This window comes from Rivihabitans pingtungensis (assembly GCF_003201855.1).
GTDB classification, from domain to species: domain Bacteria; phylum Pseudomonadota; class Gammaproteobacteria; order Burkholderiales; family Aquaspirillaceae; genus Rivihabitans; species Rivihabitans pingtungensis.
Map to the genome: position 1 here is coordinate 174,910 of NZ_QJKI01000005.1, position 20,974 is coordinate 195,883.

The following is a 20,974-nucleotide window of genomic DNA, read 5'->3' on the forward strand; positions in this document are numbered from 1 at the left end:
AAAACCCAGCAAAGCGGTCCTGGCTAGGCGTGTGACCGCAGACAGTACAAGCAGTACGGCAAGGTCACACAACAACGCCAGGGGGTTTTGTGAGCGGACTCAACCGCCAAACAATACACTACCCCTGCCGCCACAACCCCGCCGCCGCGCGCGCGGTGCGGCGCAGGTTGGCTGCCGCCTGCGCCAGCGCCTCGTCCAGGCTGACCGGGCCGGGCACGATGGGCAGGATGGCGCGCACGCCCAGCGGGTAGAGCGCCTCATAGCCCTCGCCCAGACAGCCCACCAAAGCCAGCACCGGCACGCCAGCGGCCTGGGCGCGGCGGGCGACGCCGCTGAGCACTTTGCCGCCGGCCGATTGGCCATCGGCGCGGCCTTCGCCGCTGATTACCCAGTCGGCGCCGCGCAGGGCTTCATCCAGCCGCACGGCGTCCATCACCCAGTCGATGCCGGGACGCAGACGGGCGTCAAACGCCGCCAGCGCGGCAGCGCCCATGCCGCCGGCCGCGCCCGCGCCAGGCAGTGCGGCCACGTCGCGGCCGCAGGCCTGCGCCAGATAACGGCCCCAGTGCGCCAAGGCGGCGTCCAGTTGCGCCACCTCGGCCGGGCGGGCGCCTTTTTGCGGGGCGAACACCACGCTGGCGCCGCGCGGGCCGCACAGCGGGTTATCCACATCGCAGGCGACAGCCACCTGCACACCAGCCAGCGCCGCCTGCATGGGCGCCAAGTCCAGCGTGGCCAGTTGCGCCAGCGCCGCGCCGCCGGGCGGCAGCGGCTGGCCGTCGGCATCCAGCAGGCGCGCGCCCAGCGCCTGCAACATGCCGGCGCCGCCATCCTGGGTGGCGCTGCCGCCCAGGCCCAGCAAGATGCGCCGCGCGCCCTGCGCCAGCGCGGCGGCGATCAACTCGCCCACGCCGTAGGTGCTGGCGCGCAAGGGGTCGCGCTCGCCGCGCGGAATCCGCATCAGGCCGGCGGCCTCGGCCATTTCAATCAGGGCCGTTTCACCGTCGCCCAGCACGGCAAAACGCGCATCGACCGGCGCGCCCAGCGGGCCGCGCACGGTGTGGCGCAGCAACTGGCCGCCAGTGGCGCTGACCAGCGCATCCAGCGTGCCTTCGCCGCCGTCGGCCAGCGGCAGGCACACACACTCCGCATCCGGCCATAGCTCGCGCACGCCCTCGGCAATCGCCTGGGCAGCGGCGTGGGCCGACAGGCTTTCTTTGAAGCTGTCCGGGCAGATCACGATTTTCATCAGGCAGCATCCATCAGCTGTTGATACAAAAACACCGTCACCCGGGCCACTTCCGCTGCCAACTGGCGCATATCGCCGCCCTGGCCGCTGTGGCCGCCAGCGTCGGATTGATACAACAGCACCGGTTGACCCAGCTCGCCCAGGCGGGCGGTGAACTTGCGCGCGTGGCCGGGGTGCACGCGGTCGTCGCTGCTGGAGGTGGTCACCAGGGTGGCCGGGTAGCGCACGTCGGCGTGCAGGTGCTGGTAGGGCGAATAGGCCGCCAGCGCGGCGTAGTGCGCAGGGTCGGCCGGGTCGCCGTATTCGTCGATCCAGCTTGGCCCGGCGGACAGTTCGGTATAGCGCAGCATATCGGTCAGCGGCACTTCGCACACCACCGCGCCAAACAGCTCGGGCGCCTGAGTCATCGCTGCCGCCACCAACAGGCCGCCATTGCTGCCGCCCTGAATGCCCAGCCGCGCCGGGCAGGTCACGCCGTCGGCGATCAGTTGGCGGGCAATCGCCAGAAAATCATCAAACGCCACTTGCCGGCGCTCGGCCAGCGCCGCCTCGTGCCAATCCGGGCCAAATTCGCCGCCGCCGCGAATGCAGCTGAGCACAAACACGCCGCCTTGCTCCAGCCACTGCCGGCCCAGCGCGCCCAGGTAAAACGGCGTCATCGGCACGGCAAAGCCGCCGTAGCCGTATAGCAAGGTCGGGCGCTGACCATCGTGCGGTGCGTCGCGGCGGGCCACGACAAAATACGGGATGCGCTCGCCGTCCGGGGCGATGGTGTGGCGCAGCTGCGCGTGCATCTGCTCGGCAGCAAAGCGCGGCGGCTGGCCGCGCAGCGCCTGCGGCGTCAGGCTGGCGTCGTCGGCGTCCAGCCAGTACAGCGTGGACGGGGTGAGAAAATCATCGTAGCCAAACAGCAGCACATTGCTCTGCCACGGCTGGTCCACCATCTCCAGCTGGCCCTGGCCGGGCAGCGGCGCGCGCTGCGCCTGCCAGCCGTCGGCGGTGGGGGTGTACACCCACAGCTGGCTGACGCCTTCGTCCAGCACATGCACAAACAGGCAGCTGCGCCCGGCCAGCGCGCCATCCACCGATTGACGCGGGCCAGGGGTGAACAAGGGCAGCGGGTCGATCTCACCCGCGCACAGCGCCTGCCAGTCCAGCGCCAGCAGTACGCCGGCGTCCAGATCGCCCCAGGCTTGGTTCAGCCGCACAATCAGTTGGCCGGCCACCACGCCGTCGATGTCCACCTTGGGCGGCAGCGGCAGCGCCTGCCGGCTCAGATCGGGCAGCACGCGCCAGTAGCGGGTGCGGTAAAAGCTCAGCGCTTCTTCGATGATGTCCACCGGCTCGCCGCCGTCCGGGTTGAGCATGCGCCAGGCGCTGACCGCCAGGGCGCGATGCTCGGCTTTCAGCAGGCTGTGCGCCTGGGCAAACGGCTGGCCGCGCCGCCAGAGCTTGACCTCGCGCGGATAGCCCGAGGCGGTGGCGTCGGCCTCGCTCAGCACCACGGCGGCGTACAGGCTGTCCGGGTCGCGCCAGGTGACGCTGTGCTTGCCGGGCGGCAGCTGAAAACCCTTGGCGACAAAGGCGCGCGCGTCCAGGTCGTATTCGCGCAGGCAGGCGGCGTCGCCGCCATCGGCCGACAGCGACAATAAACAGCGCGCTGGGCGCTCGGTGCAATGGTCAATCCCGGCCAGATGCCAGTCCACGCCCTCGGCGGCAGCCAGCGCGTCCAGGTCGAACAACACTTCCCAGGCGTCGCGGTTGGCGCGGTAGTCGTCGGGGCGAATGCGGCGGTACACCCCGCGCGGATGCGCCGGGCTTTGCAAAAAATGGTGCCACCAGCCGGCATGCGCCTCGACAAAGGGCACGCGCTCATCGTCGCGCAGATGCTCCAGCACTTCGTCGGCCAGCGCGGCAAAGCGCGGGTCGGCGTCCAGCTGGGCGGCGGTGCGCGCCTGTTGCTCGGCGCACCAGGCGCGGGTGGCGGCGGAATCGTCTTCCAGCCAGAGGTAGGGGTCGGTGTGCATGAGAGAGCCAGAAAAAATCAGAATGGCCGGATTGTACCGCGAGAAATCCAGGCGCAAAAAAACCCGCCGGGGGAGAGCCGGCGGGACAAGCATTCGGGGCTGGGTGCACTTCTGTTCGGCCCGCAGGCCGCCCCCCATCCGTGTCCAGACCCGAGAGGGATGAATCACACTCACACCTCACCGCCGCGCCCGAAAGCGCGGCGGATCAGGATCAGTACATCATGAACATGCGTTGCAGGGCCTTGGTGTCGTGGGTCTTGGTCAGGCCCAGCATCAGCAGGATGCGGGCTTTTTGCGGCGACAGATTGTCGGCAGCGACAAAATCCAGCTCGTCATCGTTGGCTTCGCCATTGCGGGCGGTGATGCCGGTGCCGGTGCGCGAGCTGCGCACCACGATCATGCCCTTCTTGCGGGCTTCGGTCAGCGCGGCCTTCACCGGGGTGGACAGGCTGCCGTTGCCGGTGCCGGCGTGGACAATGCCTTCATCGCCCGCGCCAACAAAAGCGTCAATGGCGGTGCGGGTGGCGTTGGCGTAGCTGTACACCACGTTGACGGCCGGCAGCTTGTCCAGCTTGCTGATGTCAAATTCGCTGTCGGTGGTGTGCTTGCGCGCGGTGCCGCGATAGAACACCGGCTTGCCGGACACCATGTAACCCAGCGCACCCAGATCGGTGCTGCGGAAGGTGTCGGTGGTCATGGTGTTGGTCTTGGTCACTTCGCGGGCGGCGTTGATCTGGTCGTTCAGCGACACCAGCACGCCACGGCCGGCGGCGTCCTTGCTGCTGGCCAGGGCCACGGCGTTATACAGATTGATCGGGCCATCGGCGCTGATGGCGGTGGACGGACGCATGGCGCCAACCAGCACCACCGGCTTTTTGCTCTTGACCGTCAGGTTCAGGAAGTAGGCGGTTTCTTCCAGGGTGTCGGTGCCGTGGGTGATGACGATGCCGTCCACGTCACGCTGGGCCAGCAGCTCGTTGACGCGCTTGGACAGCTTCAGCCAGTGGTCGTTGGTCATGTTTTCGCTGGCGATCTGGAACACTTGCTCGCCCTTGACGTTGGCGACGTTCTTCAGCTCGGGCACAGCTTCGATCAGGCGCTCGACGCCCACCTTGGCGGCGGTGTAGCCGACAGTGGTGGTGGAGGTGGCGCCGGTGCCGGCAATGGTGCCGCCAGTGGCCAGAATCATCACGTTCGGCTTGTCGGCGGCCATGACGGCGGCGGACAGCAGCACGCTGGACAATACGGTCAGACGCAGGGTTTGGATCATCATCAGACAGTTCCTCGCAGTTTATTCACGCTTTGAAGCACGAGCGCGCTGGGTTGAGCGCGCCGTGGCCGCCTCCCGTCGGGTGTGGGAGCAGGTGGACCGAATAACGCACAAAGCGCGCCAGCGGCGCGCCCTCGGGCACTTTTTGATAATAGATTGATCAAATATGGTTTTTTGCCCGATGCGCACAAACAGTAATCGGGAAACCGAACAAAACACCGTTCGCCCGTTCGCCGCGCCGAACACGCCCGCCTTGGCCAACTGAGAATGTCAGGCCGCGGACAATATATTTTATGCATGGACAGAGGGTGGATAGCCCAACGCCCAGCCCATTCAATTGCCAGCGGGCGATGCCAATATCCAATAGCATGATTTACAAAGCAAAACATTCAAAACAGCTTGCAATTGCCATGATGGCCTCCCTGTTGCCGCAAACACGAACACCGCCCGTAGAATAGGCCGGATTTTTGCTTAACCTGAATTCAGGAAGGCTGGAAAACATTCTTGGCCATCACGGCTGTTTTGGTCCGGATTTTTTAGCGAATTGATCTAGGCTGAAACGTGCAATACACAATACATCGCGCGCCGGCGCAGGCTGGCCAGGCAATATGGGGGTGCGTCATGCCAACAAAGACAAAATGGGATAGCCGGTTTTTTCTGACCGGCGCGGGAGTGCTGTCGGTGATGTTCATGCTGGACGGCGATTGGCTGCTGCTGCCGCTGGCGCTGGCAGTCTTGCTGTGGGGCGCGCGCCAGGCCGACAGCGAGCGGGTGGCGCGGCTGATGTCCGGCGAGGGCGACGCTGACGCGCTGTCCATGCTGTTTGAGCCGCGCCGCAGCCATAGCCTGCTGCCGCTGGATCACTTTACCTGTCGTGATCTGATGTTCTATCGCGCAGGCTGGCCGGTATACCGCTTTTTGCGTTCCAGCCGCTGCTGGTTTGAATTTGTCGGAGAGCGCGAGCAAGTGGGCGCACTCACCGAGCAGCATATTCTGGTGTTTCCGGGTGTGGTGTATCGCAAGCGCGAAGATGTGGCGCTGGACGAAGCGCCCGCACGCCAACGCTAAGAGCGGCACTCAACGCGGCTGACAACACCAGCGAAGCTGCCCTGGCCAGGCGTGCGACCACAGACAGTACCGGGGTCACGGCACAACGCCAGGGGGTTGTGAGCGGCGCGCCCCCCATACCGTCGGCGCGGGCCACCCGCGCCGGCCGCCATCACGCCAGATAATGCCCATACAAAATCCCGCCCCACACCACGGCCAGATTGATCAGGCCCAGCAGCTGGGCGGCGCTGCCCATGTCCTTGGCGCGTTTGGCCAGTGGGTGGCGGTCCAGCGAGGTGTGGTCCACGGCGGCTTCAATGGCGGAATTCAACAGCTCGATAATCAGCGTGGCCAGCGGCGCCGCCATCATCAGCGCGCGCTCAATCGGCGTCACCGGCAGCCAGATGGCCAGCGGCAGCAGCACGGCGGCCAATAGCGACAGCTGGCGAAACGCCGCCTCATGGCGAAACGCCGCGGCCAGGCCATCCAGCGAATAGCCCAGCGCGTTGATCAGGCGGCGCAGGCCGGTTTTGCCCTTGAACGGGCTTTCAGTGTGTCCAGTCATTAAAACTCGCGGGGTGGCCGCCGCATGGCGGCGAGGTCACAGAGGGGTTGAGTTCAGGGTTTAGCGCCGCGCCCAACACTCAGCGCAGCGCACCTGGCCAGATGCGCGGGATGCGCGCCACAACGCCAGGCGGGTTGGGTAAGCGGCGCTTAGGTGGGCGCTGCGGTAAAGCCGGTCAGCACATCCACCTGCGCCGGGCGTTGCAGCCACTGCACGCGCGGCTGCATCGCCGGGCTCAGCCAGGTGTGGCCGTCGGCTTCAACCAGCAATACATCACGGATGGCAAAGCGGCCGGCCAGCCGGGCGATGTCGGCGCGCGGGGCAAAAAACAGCGGTTTGCTGGCCACGTCTGAGCGCAGGCCAGCGTCGGGGCCCGGCTCCACCAGCACGGTGGCGGCCTGGCGCTGGCAGGCCGCCGAGCCATTGCGTGGGTCGATCAAATGGCAGTAGCGCACGCCGTCCAGCTCAAAATAGCGCTGATAATCGCCCGAGGTGCCCAGCGCCTCGCCGTCGTGCAGCACAATCACCGCCATCGCCTGGTTGTCGCGCGGGGCTTGCAGGCCCACCTTCCAGGGGGTGTCGCCCTTGCTGCCCAGCGCCAGGATATTACCGCCGATATTGATTAAGGCAGACTTAACACCGGCCTGGCGCAGCCGGTCGGCCACCCGGTCCAGCGCCCAGCCCTTGGCCATGCCGCCCAGGTCAAACGACACCGCGCGGTTGCGGCTGCTGACCCGCTGGCCGTCAAACTGCACATCGGCCATGCTCGGCGCGCTGGCGAGCAATCGGGCCAGCGCGCCGGGCTCGGGGCGCACCGGGGCGAAGCTGTCGGCATGAAAACCCCATAGCGCCACCAACTGGCCGATGGCCGGGTTAAACAGGCCATCGGCGCGGGCCGAGATATCTTGCGCCTGGCGCAGCAGGCCCAGCACTTCGCTATCGGTGTCCACCGGCTGGCCGGCGGCCAGCGCGCGGTTGATGCGGGTCAGTTCGCTGTCGTCGCGCCAGGCGTGCAGGCGCACATGCCAGCGGTCCAGATCCGCCAGCGCGGCGGCCACCGCCGGGCGCGCCACGCTTTCTGGCACATCCGCCGTGGTGATTTGCACGCGGGTGCCAAACACATAGCTTTCTTGCTGCCACAGGGTGGGTTCGCGCTGGCAGCCAGCCAGCAGCAGCAGCGCCGCCAGCAGGCCGGCCAGGCGGCTCAGGCGGCGCATCGCCGCTCCAGCGCGTCGATGAACAGGCCGGCCACGTTCAGGCCGGTCTGGTCCATGATTTCTCGAAAGCAGGTGGGACTGGTGACGTTGACTTCGGTCAGGTGCTCGCCAATCACGTCCAGCCCCACCAGCAACAGCCCGTCGGCTTTCAGGCGCGGGCCCAGCGCCTGGGCGATTTCGCGGTCGCGCGCGCTTAGCTCACGCGCTTCGCCGCGCCCGCCAGCGGCCAGATTGCCGCGCGTCTCGCCGGCTTTCGGGATGCGCGCCAGGCACCAGGGCACGGGCTCGCCGTCGATCACCAGCACGCGCTTGTCGCCATCGACAATCTGCGGCAGATAGCGCTGCGCCATGATGGTGCGCTCGCCGCGCAGGGTCATGGTTTCCAGAATCACCGACAGATTGGGGTCGCTTGGGCTGACGCGGAAAATCCCGTCGCCGCCCATGCTGTCCAGCGGTTTCAGGATGGTGTCGCCCTGCTCGCCGACAAAGGCGCGCAGGCGCTCGGGCTGCGAGCTGACCAGGGTGGGCGTGGTCCATTCCGGAAACTGCAAAATCGCCAGTTTCTCGTTATAGTCACGCAAAGCCTGGCCGCGATTGAACACCCGCGCGCCCTGGGTTTCCGCCAGCGACAGCAGATGGGTGGCGTACAGGTATTCGGCGTCAAACGGAGGGTCTTTGCGCATCACCACCGCGTCAAACGCCAGCAGCGCGCAGTCTTCGGCGGCGCCGCGCACAAACCAGTCTTCGTGCCCGGTCAGGCTAATCGGGCTGACCTTGGCGCGCACCACGCCAGCGGCCACGTACATATCTTCGGCCAGCAGCGCGTAGAGCGAATGCCCCCGGCGCGCGGCTTCTTCCATCATGGCGAAAGTGGAGTCTTTGTAAATCTTGAACGACTCCAGCGGGTCGGCAATAAAGGCAATGCGCATCGGGGGTTCTCCAGAAAACATCAGCCACGCAGGGGATCGGTATTGTCCAGCTCAACCGCCCCGGCCAGCAAGGCCAGGCGCGCCACCACGCCGTAGGCGTAAAAGCGGTTGGGCGGGCAATCCGGGCTGCCCTTGCGGTCCGGCAGGCAGGGCGATTCAAACGACAGCGGCACAAAGTGCATGCCCGGCGCGTTGAGGTTTTCGTCCACGCCACGGCCGGTGTGCACCCGGTAAAAGCCGCCCACCACATAGCGGTCGATCATATACACCACCGGCTCGGCCACGGCTTCGTTGACCTGCTCGAAGGTGTAGACGCCTTCTTGCACGATCACCTCGCTGACTTCCTGGCCTTCCTTGATCACCGCCATCTTGTTGCGCTGCTTGCGGTTCAGGCCAATCACCTCACGGGCGTCTTTCACGCTCATGATGCCCATGCCATAGGTGCCGGCGTCGGCCTTGACGATGACAAACGGCTTGGCGTCGATCTTGTGTTCGCGGTATTTGGCGGCAATCTTGCCCAGCATCTGATCCACCACCTCGGCCAGCGCTTCTTCGCCCTGGCGCTGATGAAAGTCCAGCCCCTTGCAGCCGTTGAACAGCGGGTTGATAAACCACGGATCAATGCCAATCAGCTCGGCAAATTCGTGGGCCACCTGATCGTAAGCGGCAAAGTGGTTGCTCTTGCGCCGCACCGCCCAGCCGCCATGCAGCGGTGGCAACACTGCCTGATCGACATTGCGCAGGATTTCAGGCACGCCAGCGGACAGGTCATTATTCAGCAGCACCACGCAGGGGTTGAAATCATCGCCCAGGCTGACGCGATGGCCGTGGCGCACCAGCGGCTCGATGGTCAGCGTCTCGCCGTCGCCCAGCTCCAGCACGGTGGGCGCGGTGACTTCCGGCGACAGGCTGCCCAGCCGCACTTTCAGCCCGGCCAGCTCCAGAATGTGTTTGAGCGCGGCGACATTGCGCAAATAAAAGGTATTGCGGGTATGGTTTTCTGGCACCAGCAGCACGCTGCGCGCCTCGGGACAGATTTTTTCCAGCGCGCTTTGCGTGGCCTGCACCGCCAGCGGCAAAAAATCCTGGCTCAGGTTGTTAAAGCCGCCCGGAAACAGGTTCATGTCCACCGGCGCCAGCTTAAAGCCGCTATTGCGCAAATCCACCGAGCCGTAAAACGGCGGGGTGGATTGCGTCCACTGGCTGCGGAACCAGTGTTCGATCTGCGGCTGGGCATTCAGGATGCGGGTTTCCAGCTCGCGCAGCGGGCCAGTCAACGCAGTGGTCAGGCAAGGAACGGGCATGATGCGCCTTTCATGGACGGCAGAAAATCAGACAGCCGGCAACGCGGATCCCGCGCCCCGGCTTACCTGATTTTTAGCACGGCAAGGTTGCAATTTTTTTCGGCCCCACGCGCGGGGTCGCCGTCAGGCGGGCCAGAAACTGAACAGCTAGATGGCGGGCAGAACGGTTTTTTCAAGGCGGGCGCGTACACGCGGTTACATTCCGACACGCATCACTCACAGACCCCGCTCAGGGCGCGGCGTAATCTGCACTCATCGGCTGCGACAACGCAGCGATCCCCGAAACCTCGGGGGCAAACCCAAACCCTGAATGTGTGAAAGATAAAAGGATAGCCGCCATGAACGCCAAGACCCTGACCCAATCCCTGATCGCTGGTGTGTTTGCCGTGTCCGCCGGCCTGGGCTTTGCCGCCGACGCCGCCAAGCCGGAAGCCAAACCCGCCGCCGCGCCGGCCCCGGCCGCTGCGGCAGCCGCCCCGGCTACCAAAGCTGAAGCCAAGCCAGAAGTGAAGGCCGAGGTGAAGAAAACCGACAAGACCGAGAAGAAAGACGTGAAGAAGGCGGAACACAAGGCCGAGCACAAGGCAGAAAAGAAAGTCGAAAAGACTGAAGCCAAGCCGGAAGCCGCCAAGCAGTAAGCGCCCGGCCAGCGTCCTGAGTTTTCATCCCCCGCCGCAGGCGCTCTGCGCCGGGGGTTTTGCGTGTTCTGCCACAGCGCGATATCAGGCGGACTCCCGCCAAATCAACCACACCCGCGCATCAAACTCCAGCTGCGCATACCCCGGCGCCAGATGCTCGCACAGTTGGTAGAACGCCTTGTTGTGCTCGCTTTCTTTCAGATGCGCCAGTTCGTGGGCGACGATCATGCGGAGCATTGGTTCGGGCGCGTCGCGGAACAGCGCGCCGATGCGGATTTCGTGGCGGGTTTTCAGTTTGCCGCCTTGCACGCGGGCGGCGCGGGTGTGGGTGCCCAGCGTGCCGCGCACCGGGTGTTGCTGGCTGTCGTACAGCACTTTGGCCAGTGGCGGGGTGTTTTTCAGGCCGCGTTGTTTCAGCGCCTGGGCGTAGTCGTACAGCGCGCGGTCGGATTGGATGTCGTGCACGCCGTCCGGGTAGCGTTGTTGCAGCCAGTCGCCCAGCCGGCCCTGATCACGCAGCGCGGCCACTTGCTCGATCAGATGCGGCGGGTAGCCGGTGAGATAGCGCAGTTCAGCCATGTTGCGGGCCACGTACCGGGCACACGCCGCAGCCTTCATCGCCGTCAAAGTGCTGGTCCATGCTCAGCGCCGGGGCGTCGTGGCCGGTATTGCCTACCACTTTGGCCGGTACGCCGGCCACGGTGGCGTGTGCTGGCACCGGGGCGAGCACCACGCTGCCGGCGCCGATCTTGGCGCCTTCGCCGACGGTGATATTGCCCAGCACGGTGGCGTTGGCGCCAAGCAGCACGCCGTTGCCGATTTTGGGGTGGCGGTCGCCGCACTCCTTGCCGGTGCCGCCCAGGGTGACGCCTTGCAGGATGGAGACATTGTCGCCAATCACGGCGGTTTCGCCGACCACAAAGCCGGTGGCATGGTCCAGCATCACGCCGCAGCCGATGCGCGCGGCCGGGTGGATGTCCACACCCATGACTTCAGAGATGCGATTTTGCAAAAACAGCGCCAGCGTCTTGCGGCCCTGGCCCCACAGCCAGTGGGTGACGCGGTAGGCTTGCAGGGCGTGAAAGCCCTTGTAGTACAGCAGCGGGGTGGAGTAGGCGTCGCAGGCCGGGTCGCGCACATAGCAGGCTTCGATGTCGGCGCGCATGGCGGCGCGCAGGGCGTCGTCTTGTTGCAGGGCTTCGTCGATCAGCTCCATCAGCGCGCGGCTGTCCATCACCGTGGCGGCCAGTTTGGTGGACAGATGAAAGCTCAACACGGCTTCCAGCGTGCGGTGGCGCAGCACGGTCATGTGCAAAAAGCTGGCCAGCAGCGGTTCGTCGGCGGCGCTGGCGGCGGCTTCGCGGCGCACGGCGTCCCAGACGGGGTCTTCAATCACGGGTGTGGCAGTGTTCATCAGGCGGGGTTCCGGCAAAGGCGGCGCGCCCCGCCGGCAGATATGCCGGCGGGGCGGACGGTTCGGGTCACATCAACAGCAAGATGGGGCCAGTTTATAGCAGCACAACGTCGAATTGTTCTTGCGTGTACTGGCTTTCCACTGCCAGCGAAATCGGCTTGCCGATAAAGTCGATCAGCATGGCCAGGCTTTGCGATTCTTCGTCGAGGAACATATCAATCACCGACTGGGCGGCGAGAATGCGAAAGCCCTTGGCCTCAAACTGGCGCGCCTCGCGCACGATTTCGCGCTGGATTTCATAGCAGACGGTTTGCGCGGTCTTGATTTCGCCGCGCGCCTGACAGGTGGGGCAGGGTTCGCACAGCACATGCGCCAGGCTTTCGCGGGTGCGCTTGCGGGTGATTTCCACCAGGCCCAGGCTGGTAAAGCCGTTCAGGGTGACGCGGGTGCGGTCGCGCGCCAGCGCCTTGGCCAGCTCCAGCAGCACCGCCTGGCGGTGGTCTTCGCGGTCCATGTCGATAAAATCGACAATGATGATGCCGCCCAGATTGCGCAGGCGCAGCTGGCGGGCAATGGAATAAGTGGCTTCGAGGTTGGTCTTGAAGATGGTGTCTTCAAAGCTCTTGGCGCCAACAAAACCGCCAGTGTTGACGTCAATGGTGGTCATCGCCTCGGTCTGGTCGATGATCAGATAGCCGCCGAATTTCAGGTTGACCCGGCGCGCCAGGGCTTTCTGGATTTCGGCTTCAATCCCGTGCATCTCGAACAGCGGGCGCTCGCCGCTGTAGCGGGTGATCTTGGGCAGCGCCTGGGTGACGTAATCCTCGGCAAACTCCACCATCTTGCCGTAGTTCTCGGTGGAGTCGACGATGATTTTTTCGGTGCATTCGCTGACCATATCGCGCAGCACGCGCAGCGCCAGCGACAAATCCTGATACAGCAGGGTTTGCGCCGGGCTGATGCGCGCGCGGCTTTCGATGTCGGCCCACAGTCTGGTCAGATAGCCAATGTCGGCGGCCAGCTCTTCATCCGAGGCGGTTTCGGCGCTGGTGCGGATGATGTAGCCGCGCGGCGAGCCGGACGGCAGCAGCGCTTCCAGCCGTTCTTTCAGTTGGGCGCGCTCTTGCTCGCTGTCGATTTTTTGCGAAACGCCGATATGGGTTTCCTGCGGCAGGTGCACCAAAAAGCGCCCGGCCAGGCTGATCTGGGTGGACAGCCGCGCGCCCTTGGCGCCAATCGGGTCTTTGATCACCTGCACCAGCACGGTCTGGCCTTCAAACAGCATGTTCTCGATGCGCGCCGGCGCCTCTGGGTGCTGGCGCTGTTCGAGAATATCGGCAATGTGCAAAAAGGCCGCGCGCTCCAGGCCGATTTCGATAAAGGCGCTTTGCATGCCGGGCAGCACGCGGCGCACCTTGCCCAGATAAATATTGCCCACCAGCCCCCGGCTGGCGGCGCGCTCGATGTGCAATTCCTGCACGATGCCGTCTTCCAGCACCGCCACCCGGGTTTCTTGCGGGGTGATGTTCACCAGGATTTGTTCGTTGGCGCGCTGCACCTCGCGCTGCCACTGCGCCAGCAGAATGGATTCACTGTTCATGGCCATGGCTCCCCAGAATATCCAGGCCATGCATGGCCAACAGGCGCGCGGTTTCGCACAGCGGCAGCCCCATCACGCCGGAGTAACTGCCGTCCAGATGGGCGATAAAACTGGCAGCGCGGCCCTGAATGCCGTAAGCGCCAGCCTTGTCGAACGGCTCACCGCTGGCGATGTAGCCATCCAGCATGGCGGCAGTCAAGGGCAGCAGCTCGACGCGGCTGACCGACAAGGCGCTGTCCACCCGCACGCCGTGGCACACCGCCACGGCGGTGAGCACCTCGTGACTGCGGCCGGACAAGCGTTGCAGCATGGCGCGCGCCTCAAAGGCGTCGGCCGGCTTGCCCAGGATTTCGCCATCCACCGTCACGGTGGTGTCGGCGGCCAGCAGGGGCCGCGCCGGCAGCCCTTCGGCGGCCACCCGCGCCCAGCCAGCACGCGCCTTGGCAGCGGCCAGACGCAGCACGTAGTCGGCCGGGGCTTCGTCGGGCAGGACGGTTTCGTCGATGTCCATCGGCAACTGGATGCAGGACAGGCCGATTTGCGCCAGCAGTTCGCGCCGGCGCGGGCTGGCCGAAGCCAGATAAAGGGGCGGCAGGGCTTCGCCAGAAGGCAGGGAGGTGTGTGTCATGATTTGTCATGGCCTGAATCAGGCTTTTGTTTTATATTGGCGGACCGTGACCAAAGTCTATCCCAAAGGGACATCCGACATCGGTCATAGGTGTATCACGGCCCGCCAGCGCTTTGCGCCACGATGGCGGCATTGCGTCACGGCAAGCCCGGTCAGACGCCGTGCAACGCCTGTTGGCGTCCGGCCGGTTTCTCGTTAGCTTATCAGCATGCCCGGCTGCTGCAAACGCCAGGCCATGCCGGCGTTCTCCGGAAGGAATCCAGCCATGTTTGCGTTCTCTCGCTGGTCCGTCAAGAACAAGCTGCTTGCCTTGTTCCTGATGCTCAATCTGATCACCGTCACCGCTTATTCGGTGTATGGCTTTATGCTGAAATCACAAGGGGTCGTTGCCGAAATCGACAGCCGCCTCACCGCCTCGGCCAGCGCGGTGCCCGATGTGCTGGGCAGCGACTATATGCACCGGCTCACCCAGCGCAACGCCGTCTCGGCAGAGGAATACCTGCTGCGTATGAGCCAGCTGGGCCGCTACGCCGCGCAAATCAATCTGGCCTATCTGTATGTGGTCAAGATGGACAATGGCAAGGTGGTGTTTTTGTCGGATGGCGCGCCAGAAGAAGAAATCAAGGCCGGCAAGTTCAAGAAGCAGTTTGAAGAATACACCGACGCCAGCGACGGCCTGAAAGACGCGCTGGCCAGCGGCTCGATGCGCTTTGACGAATACACCGACCAGTTTGGCTACTTCCGCTCGGTGTTCATCCCGCGCAAGCTGGCCAATGGTGAAACCGTCGCCCTGTGTGCCGACATCCGCATCGACCACGTGCGCAGCCTGCTGCTGAACAACATCATTCAATCGGTGCTGATTGGCCTGGCCAGCTTTATTGTGGGCGGGCTGATCGCCTGGTGGCTGACCGGCATTCTGGCGCGCTCGCTGCAACGCATTGGCGCTGATATCCAGAAAGTGGCCTCCGAGCGTGACTTGTCGCGTACCATCAAAATCCCCAGCCAGGACGAAATCGGCCGCATGGCCGACCACCTCAACAGCATGCTGGGCGAAATGCGCCGCGCCATCGAAGACGCCGCCGAAGCCGCCAAAACCAATAGCAGCACCGCGCATGTGCTGAAAGACACCTGTGCCCAGCTGGTGACCAGCGCCGCCGACAGCGCCACCCGCGTCGAGCAAGTCACCCGCTACAACCAGAACATTCGCGCCGAGGCGGAAACCTCGGCCACCCAGGCGCGCGACCTGGCCGGGCGCATCAGCGTGCTGGACGAAAAACTGGCCGGCTCGCGCGAGCAGGTGGAAATCATGATGGAAGCGGTGAATCGCAACGCCGAAACCAGCGTGGGCATCGCCCAGCGCTTTGACGGCCTGGCGCAAAACATCCGCGACATCACCCAGATTCTGGCGCGCATCGCCACCATCTCGGACCAGACCAACCTCCTGGCGCTGAATGCCGCCATCGAAGCCGCCCGCGCGGGCGAGGCCGGCCGCGGCTTTGCCGTGGTGGCCGACGAGGTGCGCAAACTGGCCACGCAAACCCAGTCCACGCTGTCGGAAACCAATGAATTTGTCGAGCGGGTGCTGGCCACCATCGAAACCACCACGCGCGAAGTGTCCGAGCAGGCCGCCGAAAGCCGCGAGCTGGTCAGCGCCTCCAGCACGGTGATCGACACCATCGTGCAAACCAGCCAGCTGATGGAAGAAGCCGCCGATGTGGTGAATCACACCGCCACCAGCGCCGAAAGCATCCGCCACGACATCGAAGCCGTCGGCGGCGAGCTGGAGCAAATCAACAACGCCATGCAAGACAACAACCGTCAGGCCGAGCAGATGCGCAACAAGGCCGATGAACTGGGTCAGGTGTCGGGCATGCTTAACCAGACATTGTCGAGTTTTCGGGTGTAAAGAGCGCGCGCGCCTGATCCGGGCACCGGGCGGCGATGTGGCCGCCCCCGCTGCCCAGCTGGCAGGGTTATTCTTCCAGCCGCGCCACCACATCCAATAAATTGGCCACGCTGTCGTCCACCCCGGCAATACGTGTGCAGACATGCTGCACCTTGGCCTGACCGCTGGTGGAGATGGTATTGATGCGGTCGATCTGCGAGGCGATCTGCTGGGTCAGCTCAGTATTGGCGTGCGCCACGCTGCCGATTTCGGTCGTCGCTTCTGATGTTCTGGCGGCCAGCTTGCGCACCTCATCGGCCACGATGGCAAAGCCACGGCCGCTCTCACCCGCACGCGCAGCCTCAATGGCAGCATTCAGCGACAGCAAATTGGTCTGGTTGGCGATACTCTGGATGGTGGCGACAATGTCATTGATGCTGTGGATTTGCGCGTCCAGCCGGGCGCTGACGGCAGTGGCTTCGCTGGCGTAACGGGCAATCTCATCCGAGATGCCCATCACTTCGTCCAGCTTTTCCCGCGCCTCGTGGGCAATCTGCGAGGTTTGCCGGGAGGCATCAGTAGCCACCGTGGCGGCTTCCAGCTTGGCCATCACCCGGTTGGTGATGTCTGAAGCAAATTTGATCACCTTGTACACCTTGCCATCGGCATCGACGATCGGGTTATACGTCGCCTCCACCCAGACGCGCTCGCCAGCACTGTTGCGCCGCTCGAAACGACCGGACATGAAATGTCCGGCGGCCAGCTGCTTCCAGAAATTCGGGTTTTCCCGGTAAAAATTGTCGGTGCAGAACATCGCATGATGCTTGCCCTGAATTTGCGCCAGGCTATAGCCAGTGGTGCGCAAAAAATTGTCGTTGGCCGTGAGAATGGTGCCGTCAGGCTTGAACTCAATCACCGCCAGTGAATGGTTCAGCGCAGTGAACATGGCGGTTTTTTCCAGCAGGGCAAAGTGGCTGTCGGTGACATCCGAGGCAAGCTTGACCACTTTCACTACCTGGCCATCGGCTTGGCGCACCGGAAAGTATGAGGCTTCCAGCCAGATGACGCGCCCGGACTTGGCCAGGCGACGAAAAGTAGCGTGCTGGGACTGGCCCTGTGCCAGCTGACGCCAGAAGGCTGCGTATTCCGGGCCGGCGGCATAACTCGGCTCGCAGAACATGCGGTGATGCTGACCACGTATATCCTCCAGCCGATAGCCCACCAAGGCCAGAAAGCGTGCGTTGGCATCCAGAATCACGCCGTCAGGGGAAAATTCAATACACGCCAGATGTTGGCGAATGGCATTCAGTTCATCGCGACACACGGCCAGTTGCTGCTCAAAAGCGTGGCGTTGCTGCGTGAGGGCGCGCTCGGATTGGGCTTTGCGGATGAACATGGAGCCTCCTTGGTAGGTCTGGCATAGATACAGAATCCATCTTGAGTATGGATAAGGCTTCCAGTGCTGTCCAGCGCATTTATACGCTCAGTAATTAACTGAAAATTCATATAGTTGCCAGCAATCTCCCCTTGCTATTAAACACATGTTTTTCACCATGAAACGTGATTGGGCGTGGGCACAGGTCATCGACAGCGGGCCTCCACACATCGAGGGAGGCCCGGCCAGCATTACTCGGTGTAATCCACAATCAACGGCGCATGGTCAGAAAACTTCTCACCCTTGTACACGCTGGCGCTGTGCGCCCGTGCCGCCAGCGCCGGGGTGGCAATCTGGTAATCAATGCGCCAGCCCACGTCCTTGGCGTAAGCCTGGCCGCGATTGCTCCACCAGGTGTAGCCGGGAATTTCCGGGTAAAGCTGGCGCCAGATGTCGCGCCAGCCTTCTTCGCCCAATAGCTGGGTCATCCAGGCGCGTTCTTCCGGCAAAAATCCGCTGTTTTTCAGATTGCCCTTCCAGTTTTTCAGGTCGATTTCCTGATGGGCGATATTCCAGTCGCCGCACACCACCACATCGCGGCCACTGGCGGCCAATTCGCGTAGATAAGGCAGAAAGCGCGCCAGAAAATCAAACTTCACCTGCTGACGGTCGTCCGAGCTGGAGCCGGACGGCAGGTATAATGACACCACGGTCAGCGCGCCAAAGTCGGCGCGCAGATAGCGCCCTTCGGCGTCGATGTCGGCAATGCCCAGGCCGATGTCCAGCCGATCCGGCTCGCGCCGCGCGTACAGGCCCACGCCGCTATAGCCTTTTTTCTCGGCGGGGTGAAACCAGCCTTGCAGGCCGTCGGGCGCGCGCATGCGCTCGGTCAGGTCGTCGTGCTGGGCCTTGAGTTCCTGCACGCACACCACGTCGGCGTGCTGGCCGGCCAGCCAGTCGAAAAAGCCTTTTTGCGTGGCCGAGCGAATGCCGTTGAGGTTGGCGCTGATGATTCGTGGCAAGAGAAGTCTCCATGCTATGCTGTCGCCCGTTTTTGCCGGCGCCAGCATGGCCAAGTATTGAAATTGAGGATGCCCAATGAGCGATTTTCGCCAGGATTTTATTCGTTTTGCCGTGGAAGAGCAGGTGTTGCGCTTTGGCGAGTTTGTCACCAAGGCCGGCCGCCTGTCGCCGTATTTCTTTAACGCCGGTCTGTTCAACCACGGCGCCAGCCTGCTGAAGCTGGCACGGTTTTACGCCCAGGCCATCCGCGCCAGCGGGGTGGAATTCGACATGCTGTTTGGCCCGGCCTACAAGGGCATCACCCTGGCCGGCGCCACGGCGATGATGCTGGCCGAAGACGGCCTGGACATTCCGTTTGCCTTCAACCGCAAAGAAGCCAAAGACCACGGCGAGGGCGGCGTGCTGATTGGCGCGCCGCTGCAAGGCCGGGTGCTGATTATCGACGACGTGATTTCCGCCGGCACCTCGGTGCGCGAATCGGTCGAGCTGATCCGCGCCCATGGCGCCACCCCGGCGGCGGTGTCGATTGCGCTGGACCGCAAAGAGCGCGGCAAGGGGGAATTGTCCGCCGTGCAGGAAGTGCAGCGCGACTACGGCATGCCGGTGGTGGCCATCGCCACGCTGGACGATTTGCTCGGTTATCTGGCCCACAGCCCGGACTTGGCCGACAACCAGGCCAAGGTGCAGGCTTACCGCGACCAGTACGGCGTGTGATGAGCGAGCCGCTGTCTGCGCCCGACGATTGGGCGCGCCGCTTTGGCGGCATTGGCCGGTTGTATGGCGAGGCGGCGCTGGCGCGCTTTCGCCATGCGCATGTCTGCGTGATTGGCGTGGGCGGTGTGGGCTCGTGGGCGGCCGAGGCGCTGGCGCGCAGTGCGATTGGCGAGCTGACGCTGATTGATCTGGACCATGTCGCCCCGTCCAATATCAACCGCCAGGCGCATGCACTGAGCGACACGCTGGGCATGGCCAAGGTGGACGCCATGGCCGAGCGCCTGTTGCAGATCAATCCGCAGCTGGTGATTCACCGCGTGGATGAGTTCATCGAGCCGGACACGGTGGGCCAGCTGTTGTCCACCCAGCTGGATTATGTGGTGGACGCCATCGACAGCCTGCGCGCCAAGGCGGCGCTGATTGCCTGGTGTCGCCGCCATAAGGTGCCGGTGGTGGTCAGCGGCGGCGCTGGCGGCAAGACCGACCCCACCCGCATTGTGGTGGATGATTTGTCGCGCACCACCGACGACCCGATGGCGTCCAAGCTGCGCTACACCCTGCGCCGCCAGCATGGCTTTGCCCGCGAAGGCAAGTTTGGCGTGCCCTGCGTGTTTTCCACTGAGCCTTTGATCCGCCCAAGCGCCGCCTGCGAGGCGGGCGCGGCTGGCGCCCAGGGTTTGAACTGCGCCGGGTTTGGTTCGGTGATGGGGGTGACCGCTGGTTTTGGCCTGGCGGCGGCCAGCCGGGTGCTGCGCGATCTGGCGCGCCAGACGAGTTAGCCGCGGCCGGCCCGTGCATCAAGCCGAGCTGCCAGGGGAAATGCGCCCAGACGCCAGATGACAACACCACGCGACCAGAAGCCACGCCAAAGACATCAAAAAATGCTATTTACGCAGAACAAGATTGCAGCGTCAGTCAGACAAAATTAGCTTGTCAGCACGCTGTCAGCCAGATAAAAACCGCATCAGGCTAACGGTTTTTCCGGCTGGGATGGCTTCTTTTGGCTAAGTGCAGAAAGTTTTTGTTAGAAGGGAAAAACTGCGGTAAAGCCAGGTAAAAAGCCCAGCGCCCCCCGTGACACAGGGGGGGGCTATGCCACAATATATCCATGAACGCTGCCCCGTTTAAAAACCTCTCTCCTCGTATCCTGCTGGTGGATGACGCCGCTGAAGATCGGCTCCTGCTCGCAGACTTCCTCCGACAACAAGGCTATCGCCTTTATGTGGCGGAGGACGGCCTGGATGGTTACCAGAAAGCGGTTGCCATTCAGCCAGACTTGGTCTTGCTGGATATCCATATGCCACGCTGCGACGGATTAGCCACCTGTCGCCGCCTCAAGGCAGACGGACAAACCAGCAAGATCCCGGTGATCTTTCTCACCGCCGCTGCCATGCCGCAAGACCGGGTTGCCGGTCTGAACGAAGGCGCGGTGGACTACGTAACCAAACCTTTCGATTTTGAAGAGGTCAAGTTGCGGGTAGGAATCCACCTCGGTCTGGCCAACAAGGTCCACGCGCCGGCCCGCTCGTCTTCCGCAGCCCCGGAAGATGAAGCGGTGCCTGGTCACGCTTCCAATCTCGACAAGGTTCTGTTTGCTTCGGCACGCAAGATCCTGCGCGAGAGTCTGGCTTCTGCCCCCAATCTGAGTGAACTGGCCACCGCCGTGGGCACCAATACCCGTCGGCTGAACGAGGCCTTCAAGCATTGCGCTGGCGCCACGGTGTTCGACTACCTGCGCGAGTTGCGCCTGTCAGAAGCCCGCCGGCTACTGGCAGAAAGCGCACTGCCGGTGCAGCAGATTGCCAGCCACTGTGGCTATAGCAATCAGGCCAATTTTTCTACCGCCTTTCGTGAGCGCTTTGGTCTGACGCCCAGCGATTTCCGCCGCGAATCCGAGCCGCACGACGCGCGAGCCTGACATCCCTCCTCGTTGACCAGCCCACGTCAGTACACCGTCTGATCACCCGGCTGGCCTGCGCCATCTCGCCATGGCCAGATTGGCAGCCGCCCCCGCGGGTGGACGCGCCAGCCTGGCGGGATGCAGGCATAATGCACACGTGTCCATTTTCCCTGACTGTCCCGATGAACG

The 20,974-nt window shown here is 63.9% G+C and carries 19 protein-coding genes; 6 read left to right on the forward strand and 13 right to left on the reverse strand.

Annotated elements, in window-relative coordinates; all coding sequences use genetic code 11:
- Nucleotides 1-118: 118 nt before the first annotated feature.
- The 3 genes from DFR34_RS06070 to DFR34_RS06080 all read right to left on the reverse strand — a co-directional run bounded on the left by DFR34_RS06070 (nt 119) and on the right by DFR34_RS06080 (nt 4,549).
- Complete coding sequence (locus DFR34_RS06070; protein WP_110390253.1) at nt 119-1,249, reverse strand: glycerate kinase; 1,131 nt, start codon at nt 1,247-1,249, stop codon at nt 119-121.
- A complete protein-coding gene (locus DFR34_RS06075) occupies nt 1,249-3,276 on the reverse strand; it encodes a prolyl oligopeptidase family serine peptidase (RefSeq protein WP_110390293.1) in 2,028 nt (675 codons plus the stop codon). The genes DFR34_RS06070 and DFR34_RS06075 overlap by 1 nt, the downstream gene beginning before the upstream one ends.
- Before the next feature lie 211 nt (nt 3,277-3,487).
- A complete protein-coding gene (locus DFR34_RS06080; RefSeq protein ID WP_110390254.1) occupies nt 3,488-4,549 on the reverse strand; it encodes a type II asparaginase in 1,062 nt (353 codons plus the stop codon).
- Nucleotides 4,550-5,167: 618 nt separating this feature from the next.
- On the opposite strand from DFR34_RS06080, the gene DFR34_RS06085 reads away from it, so the two are divergent.
- Nucleotides 5,168-5,614, forward strand: coding sequence for a hypothetical protein (locus tag DFR34_RS06085; protein ID WP_146215065.1), 447 nt, complete (start codon nt 5,168-5,170; stop codon nt 5,612-5,614).
- A 151-nt stretch (nt 5,615-5,765) separates the two neighbouring features.
- Here the strand turns inward: DFR34_RS06085 and DFR34_RS06090 are convergent, their stop codons facing one another.
- From DFR34_RS06090 to gshA, 4 genes are all read right to left on the reverse strand, one after another.
- Entirely contained in the window at nt 5,766-6,158 is a 393-nt protein-coding gene (locus DFR34_RS06090; protein ID WP_110390256.1) for a diacylglycerol kinase, read from the reverse strand.
- Nucleotides 6,159-6,307: 149 nt separating this feature from the next.
- A complete protein-coding gene (locus DFR34_RS06095; protein ID WP_110390257.1) occupies nt 6,308-7,375 on the reverse strand; it encodes an FAD:protein FMN transferase in 1,068 nt (355 codons plus the stop codon).
- Nucleotides 7,363-8,304, reverse strand: a complete 942-nt coding sequence (gshB, locus tag DFR34_RS06100; RefSeq protein WP_110390258.1) for a glutathione synthase — start codon at nt 8,302-8,304, stop codon at nt 7,363-7,365. Before gshB ends, DFR34_RS06095 begins: the two co-directional genes overlap by 13 nt.
- A 20-nt stretch (nt 8,305-8,324) precedes the next feature.
- Entirely contained in the window at nt 8,325-9,608 is a 1,284-nt protein-coding gene (gene gshA, locus DFR34_RS06105; protein WP_110390259.1) for a glutamate--cysteine ligase, read from the reverse strand.
- Between the two features lie 338 nt (nt 9,609-9,946).
- On the opposite strand from gshA, the gene DFR34_RS17330 reads away from it, so the two are divergent.
- Nucleotides 9,947-10,246 (forward strand): hypothetical protein, encoded by a 300-nt coding sequence (locus tag DFR34_RS17330; protein WP_211309306.1) that lies wholly within the window; start codon nt 9,947-9,949, stop codon nt 10,244-10,246.
- A gap of 84 nt (nt 10,247-10,330) precedes the next feature.
- Here DFR34_RS17330 and DFR34_RS06115 read toward each other — a convergent pair whose 3' ends face one another.
- From DFR34_RS06115 to DFR34_RS06130, 4 genes are all read right to left on the reverse strand, one after another.
- Nucleotides 10,331-10,825 carry a YgjP-like metallopeptidase domain-containing protein gene (locus DFR34_RS06115; protein ID WP_110390294.1) on the reverse strand — a complete coding sequence of 165 codons (495 nt, stop codon included), beginning with the start codon at nt 10,823-10,825 and terminating at the stop codon, nt 10,331-10,333.
- Entirely contained in the window at nt 10,818-11,660 is an 843-nt protein-coding gene (gene cysE, locus DFR34_RS06120) for a serine O-acetyltransferase (protein ID WP_110390260.1), read from the reverse strand. Before cysE ends, DFR34_RS06115 begins: the two co-directional genes overlap by 8 nt.
- Nucleotides 11,661-11,754: 94 nt before the next feature.
- On the reverse strand, nt 11,755-13,260 hold the full coding sequence (rng, locus tag DFR34_RS06125) for a ribonuclease G (RefSeq protein WP_110390295.1): 1,506 nt from the start codon (nt 13,258-13,260) through the stop codon (nt 11,755-11,757).
- Nucleotides 13,250-13,888, reverse strand: coding sequence for a Maf family protein (locus DFR34_RS06130; protein ID WP_110390261.1), 639 nt, complete (start codon nt 13,886-13,888; stop codon nt 13,250-13,252). The genes rng and DFR34_RS06130 overlap by 11 nt, the downstream gene beginning before the upstream one ends.
- A gap of 265 nt (nt 13,889-14,153) precedes the next feature.
- On the opposite strand from DFR34_RS06130, the gene DFR34_RS06135 reads away from it, so the two are divergent.
- The gene (locus DFR34_RS06135) at nt 14,154-15,794 is read left to right on the forward strand and encodes a methyl-accepting chemotaxis protein (protein ID WP_158281745.1); all 1,641 of its coding nucleotides are present in this window, start codon (nt 14,154-14,156) and stop codon (nt 15,792-15,794) included.
- A 67-nt stretch (nt 15,795-15,861) separates the two neighbouring features.
- On the opposite strand, the gene DFR34_RS17725 is transcribed toward DFR34_RS06135, so the two are convergent.
- Together DFR34_RS17725 and DFR34_RS06145 are read right to left on the reverse strand one after the other, a co-directional pair.
- Nucleotides 15,862-17,169, reverse strand: a complete 1,308-nt coding sequence (locus DFR34_RS17725; RefSeq protein ID WP_110390263.1) for a methyl-accepting chemotaxis protein — start codon at nt 17,167-17,169, stop codon at nt 15,862-15,864.
- Nucleotides 17,170-17,399: 230 nt separating this feature from the next.
- Nucleotides 17,400-18,170, reverse strand: a complete 771-nt coding sequence (locus DFR34_RS06145; protein WP_110390264.1) for an exodeoxyribonuclease III — start codon at nt 18,168-18,170, stop codon at nt 17,400-17,402.
- Nucleotides 18,171-18,246: 76 nt separating this feature from the next.
- Between DFR34_RS06145 and pyrE the strand changes: the two genes are divergently transcribed.
- The 3 genes from pyrE (at nt 18,247) to DFR34_RS06160 (ending at nt 20,803) form a co-directional block, all read left to right on the forward strand.
- Nucleotides 18,247-18,885: an orotate phosphoribosyltransferase gene (pyrE, locus tag DFR34_RS06150; protein ID WP_110390265.1), complete on the forward strand. Its 639-nt coding sequence runs from the start codon at nt 18,247-18,249 to the stop codon at nt 18,883-18,885.
- Nucleotides 18,885-19,664: a tRNA cyclic N6-threonylcarbamoyladenosine(37) synthase TcdA gene (tcdA, locus tag DFR34_RS06155; RefSeq protein WP_110390266.1), complete on the forward strand. Its 780-nt coding sequence runs from the start codon at nt 18,885-18,887 to the stop codon at nt 19,662-19,664. The genes pyrE and tcdA overlap by 1 nt, the downstream gene beginning before the upstream one ends.
- A 329-nt stretch (nt 19,665-19,993) precedes the next feature.
- Entirely contained in the window at nt 19,994-20,803 is an 810-nt protein-coding gene (locus DFR34_RS06160) for a response regulator transcription factor (RefSeq protein WP_110390267.1), read from the forward strand.
- Nucleotides 20,804-20,974 lie beyond the last annotated feature (171 nt).

Coding starts and splice junctions, on each gene's coding strand:
- DFR34_RS06070 (WP_110390253.1), bottom strand. CDS start 1,249: ATGAAAATCGTGATCTGCCCGGACAGCTTCAAAGAAAGCCTGTCGGCC.
- DFR34_RS06075 (WP_110390293.1), bottom strand. CDS start 3,276: ATGCACACCGACCCCTACCTCTGGCTGGAAGACGATTCCGCCGCCACC.
- DFR34_RS06080 (WP_110390254.1), bottom strand. CDS start 4,549: ATGATGATCCAAACCCTGCGTCTGACCGTATTGTCCAGCGTGCTGCTG.
- DFR34_RS06085 (WP_146215065.1), top strand. CDS start 5,168: ATGCCAACAAAGACAAAATGGGATAGCCGGTTTTTTCTGACCGGCGCG.
- DFR34_RS06090 (WP_110390256.1), bottom strand. CDS start 6,158: ATGACTGGACACACTGAAAGCCCGTTCAAGGGCAAAACCGGCCTGCGC.
- DFR34_RS06095 (WP_110390257.1), bottom strand. CDS start 7,375: ATGCGCCGCCTGAGCCGCCTGGCCGGCCTGCTGGCGGCGCTGCTGCTG.
- gshB (WP_110390258.1), bottom strand. CDS start 8,304: ATGCGCATTGCCTTTATTGCCGACCCGCTGGAGTCGTTCAAGATTTAC.
- gshA (WP_110390259.1), bottom strand. CDS start 9,608: ATGCCCGTTCCTTGCCTGACCACTGCGTTGACTGGCCCGCTGCGCGAG.
- DFR34_RS17330 (WP_211309306.1), top strand. CDS start 9,947: ATGAACGCCAAGACCCTGACCCAATCCCTGATCGCTGGTGTGTTTGCC.
- DFR34_RS06115 (WP_110390294.1), bottom strand. CDS start 10,825: ATGGCTGAACTGCGCTATCTCACCGGCTACCCGCCGCATCTGATCGAG.
- cysE (WP_110390260.1), bottom strand. CDS start 11,660: ATGAACACTGCCACACCCGTGATTGAAGACCCCGTCTGGGACGCCGTG.
- rng (WP_110390295.1), bottom strand. CDS start 13,260: ATGAACAGTGAATCCATTCTGCTGGCGCAGTGGCAGCGCGAGGTGCAG.
- DFR34_RS06130 (WP_110390261.1), bottom strand. CDS start 13,888: ATGACACACACCTCCCTGCCTTCTGGCGAAGCCCTGCCGCCCCTTTAT.
- DFR34_RS06135 (WP_158281745.1), top strand. CDS start 14,154: ATGTTTGCGTTCTCTCGCTGGTCCGTCAAGAACAAGCTGCTTGCCTTG.
- DFR34_RS17725 (WP_110390263.1), bottom strand. CDS start 17,169: ATGTTCATCCGCAAAGCCCAATCCGAGCGCGCCCTCACGCAGCAACGC.
- pyrE (WP_110390265.1), top strand. CDS start 18,247: ATGAGCGATTTTCGCCAGGATTTTATTCGTTTTGCCGTGGAAGAGCAG.
- tcdA (WP_110390266.1), top strand. CDS start 18,885: ATGAGCGAGCCGCTGTCTGCGCCCGACGATTGGGCGCGCCGCTTTGGC.
- DFR34_RS06160 (WP_110390267.1), top strand. CDS start 19,994: ATGAACGCTGCCCCGTTTAAAAACCTCTCTCCTCGTATCCTGCTGGTG.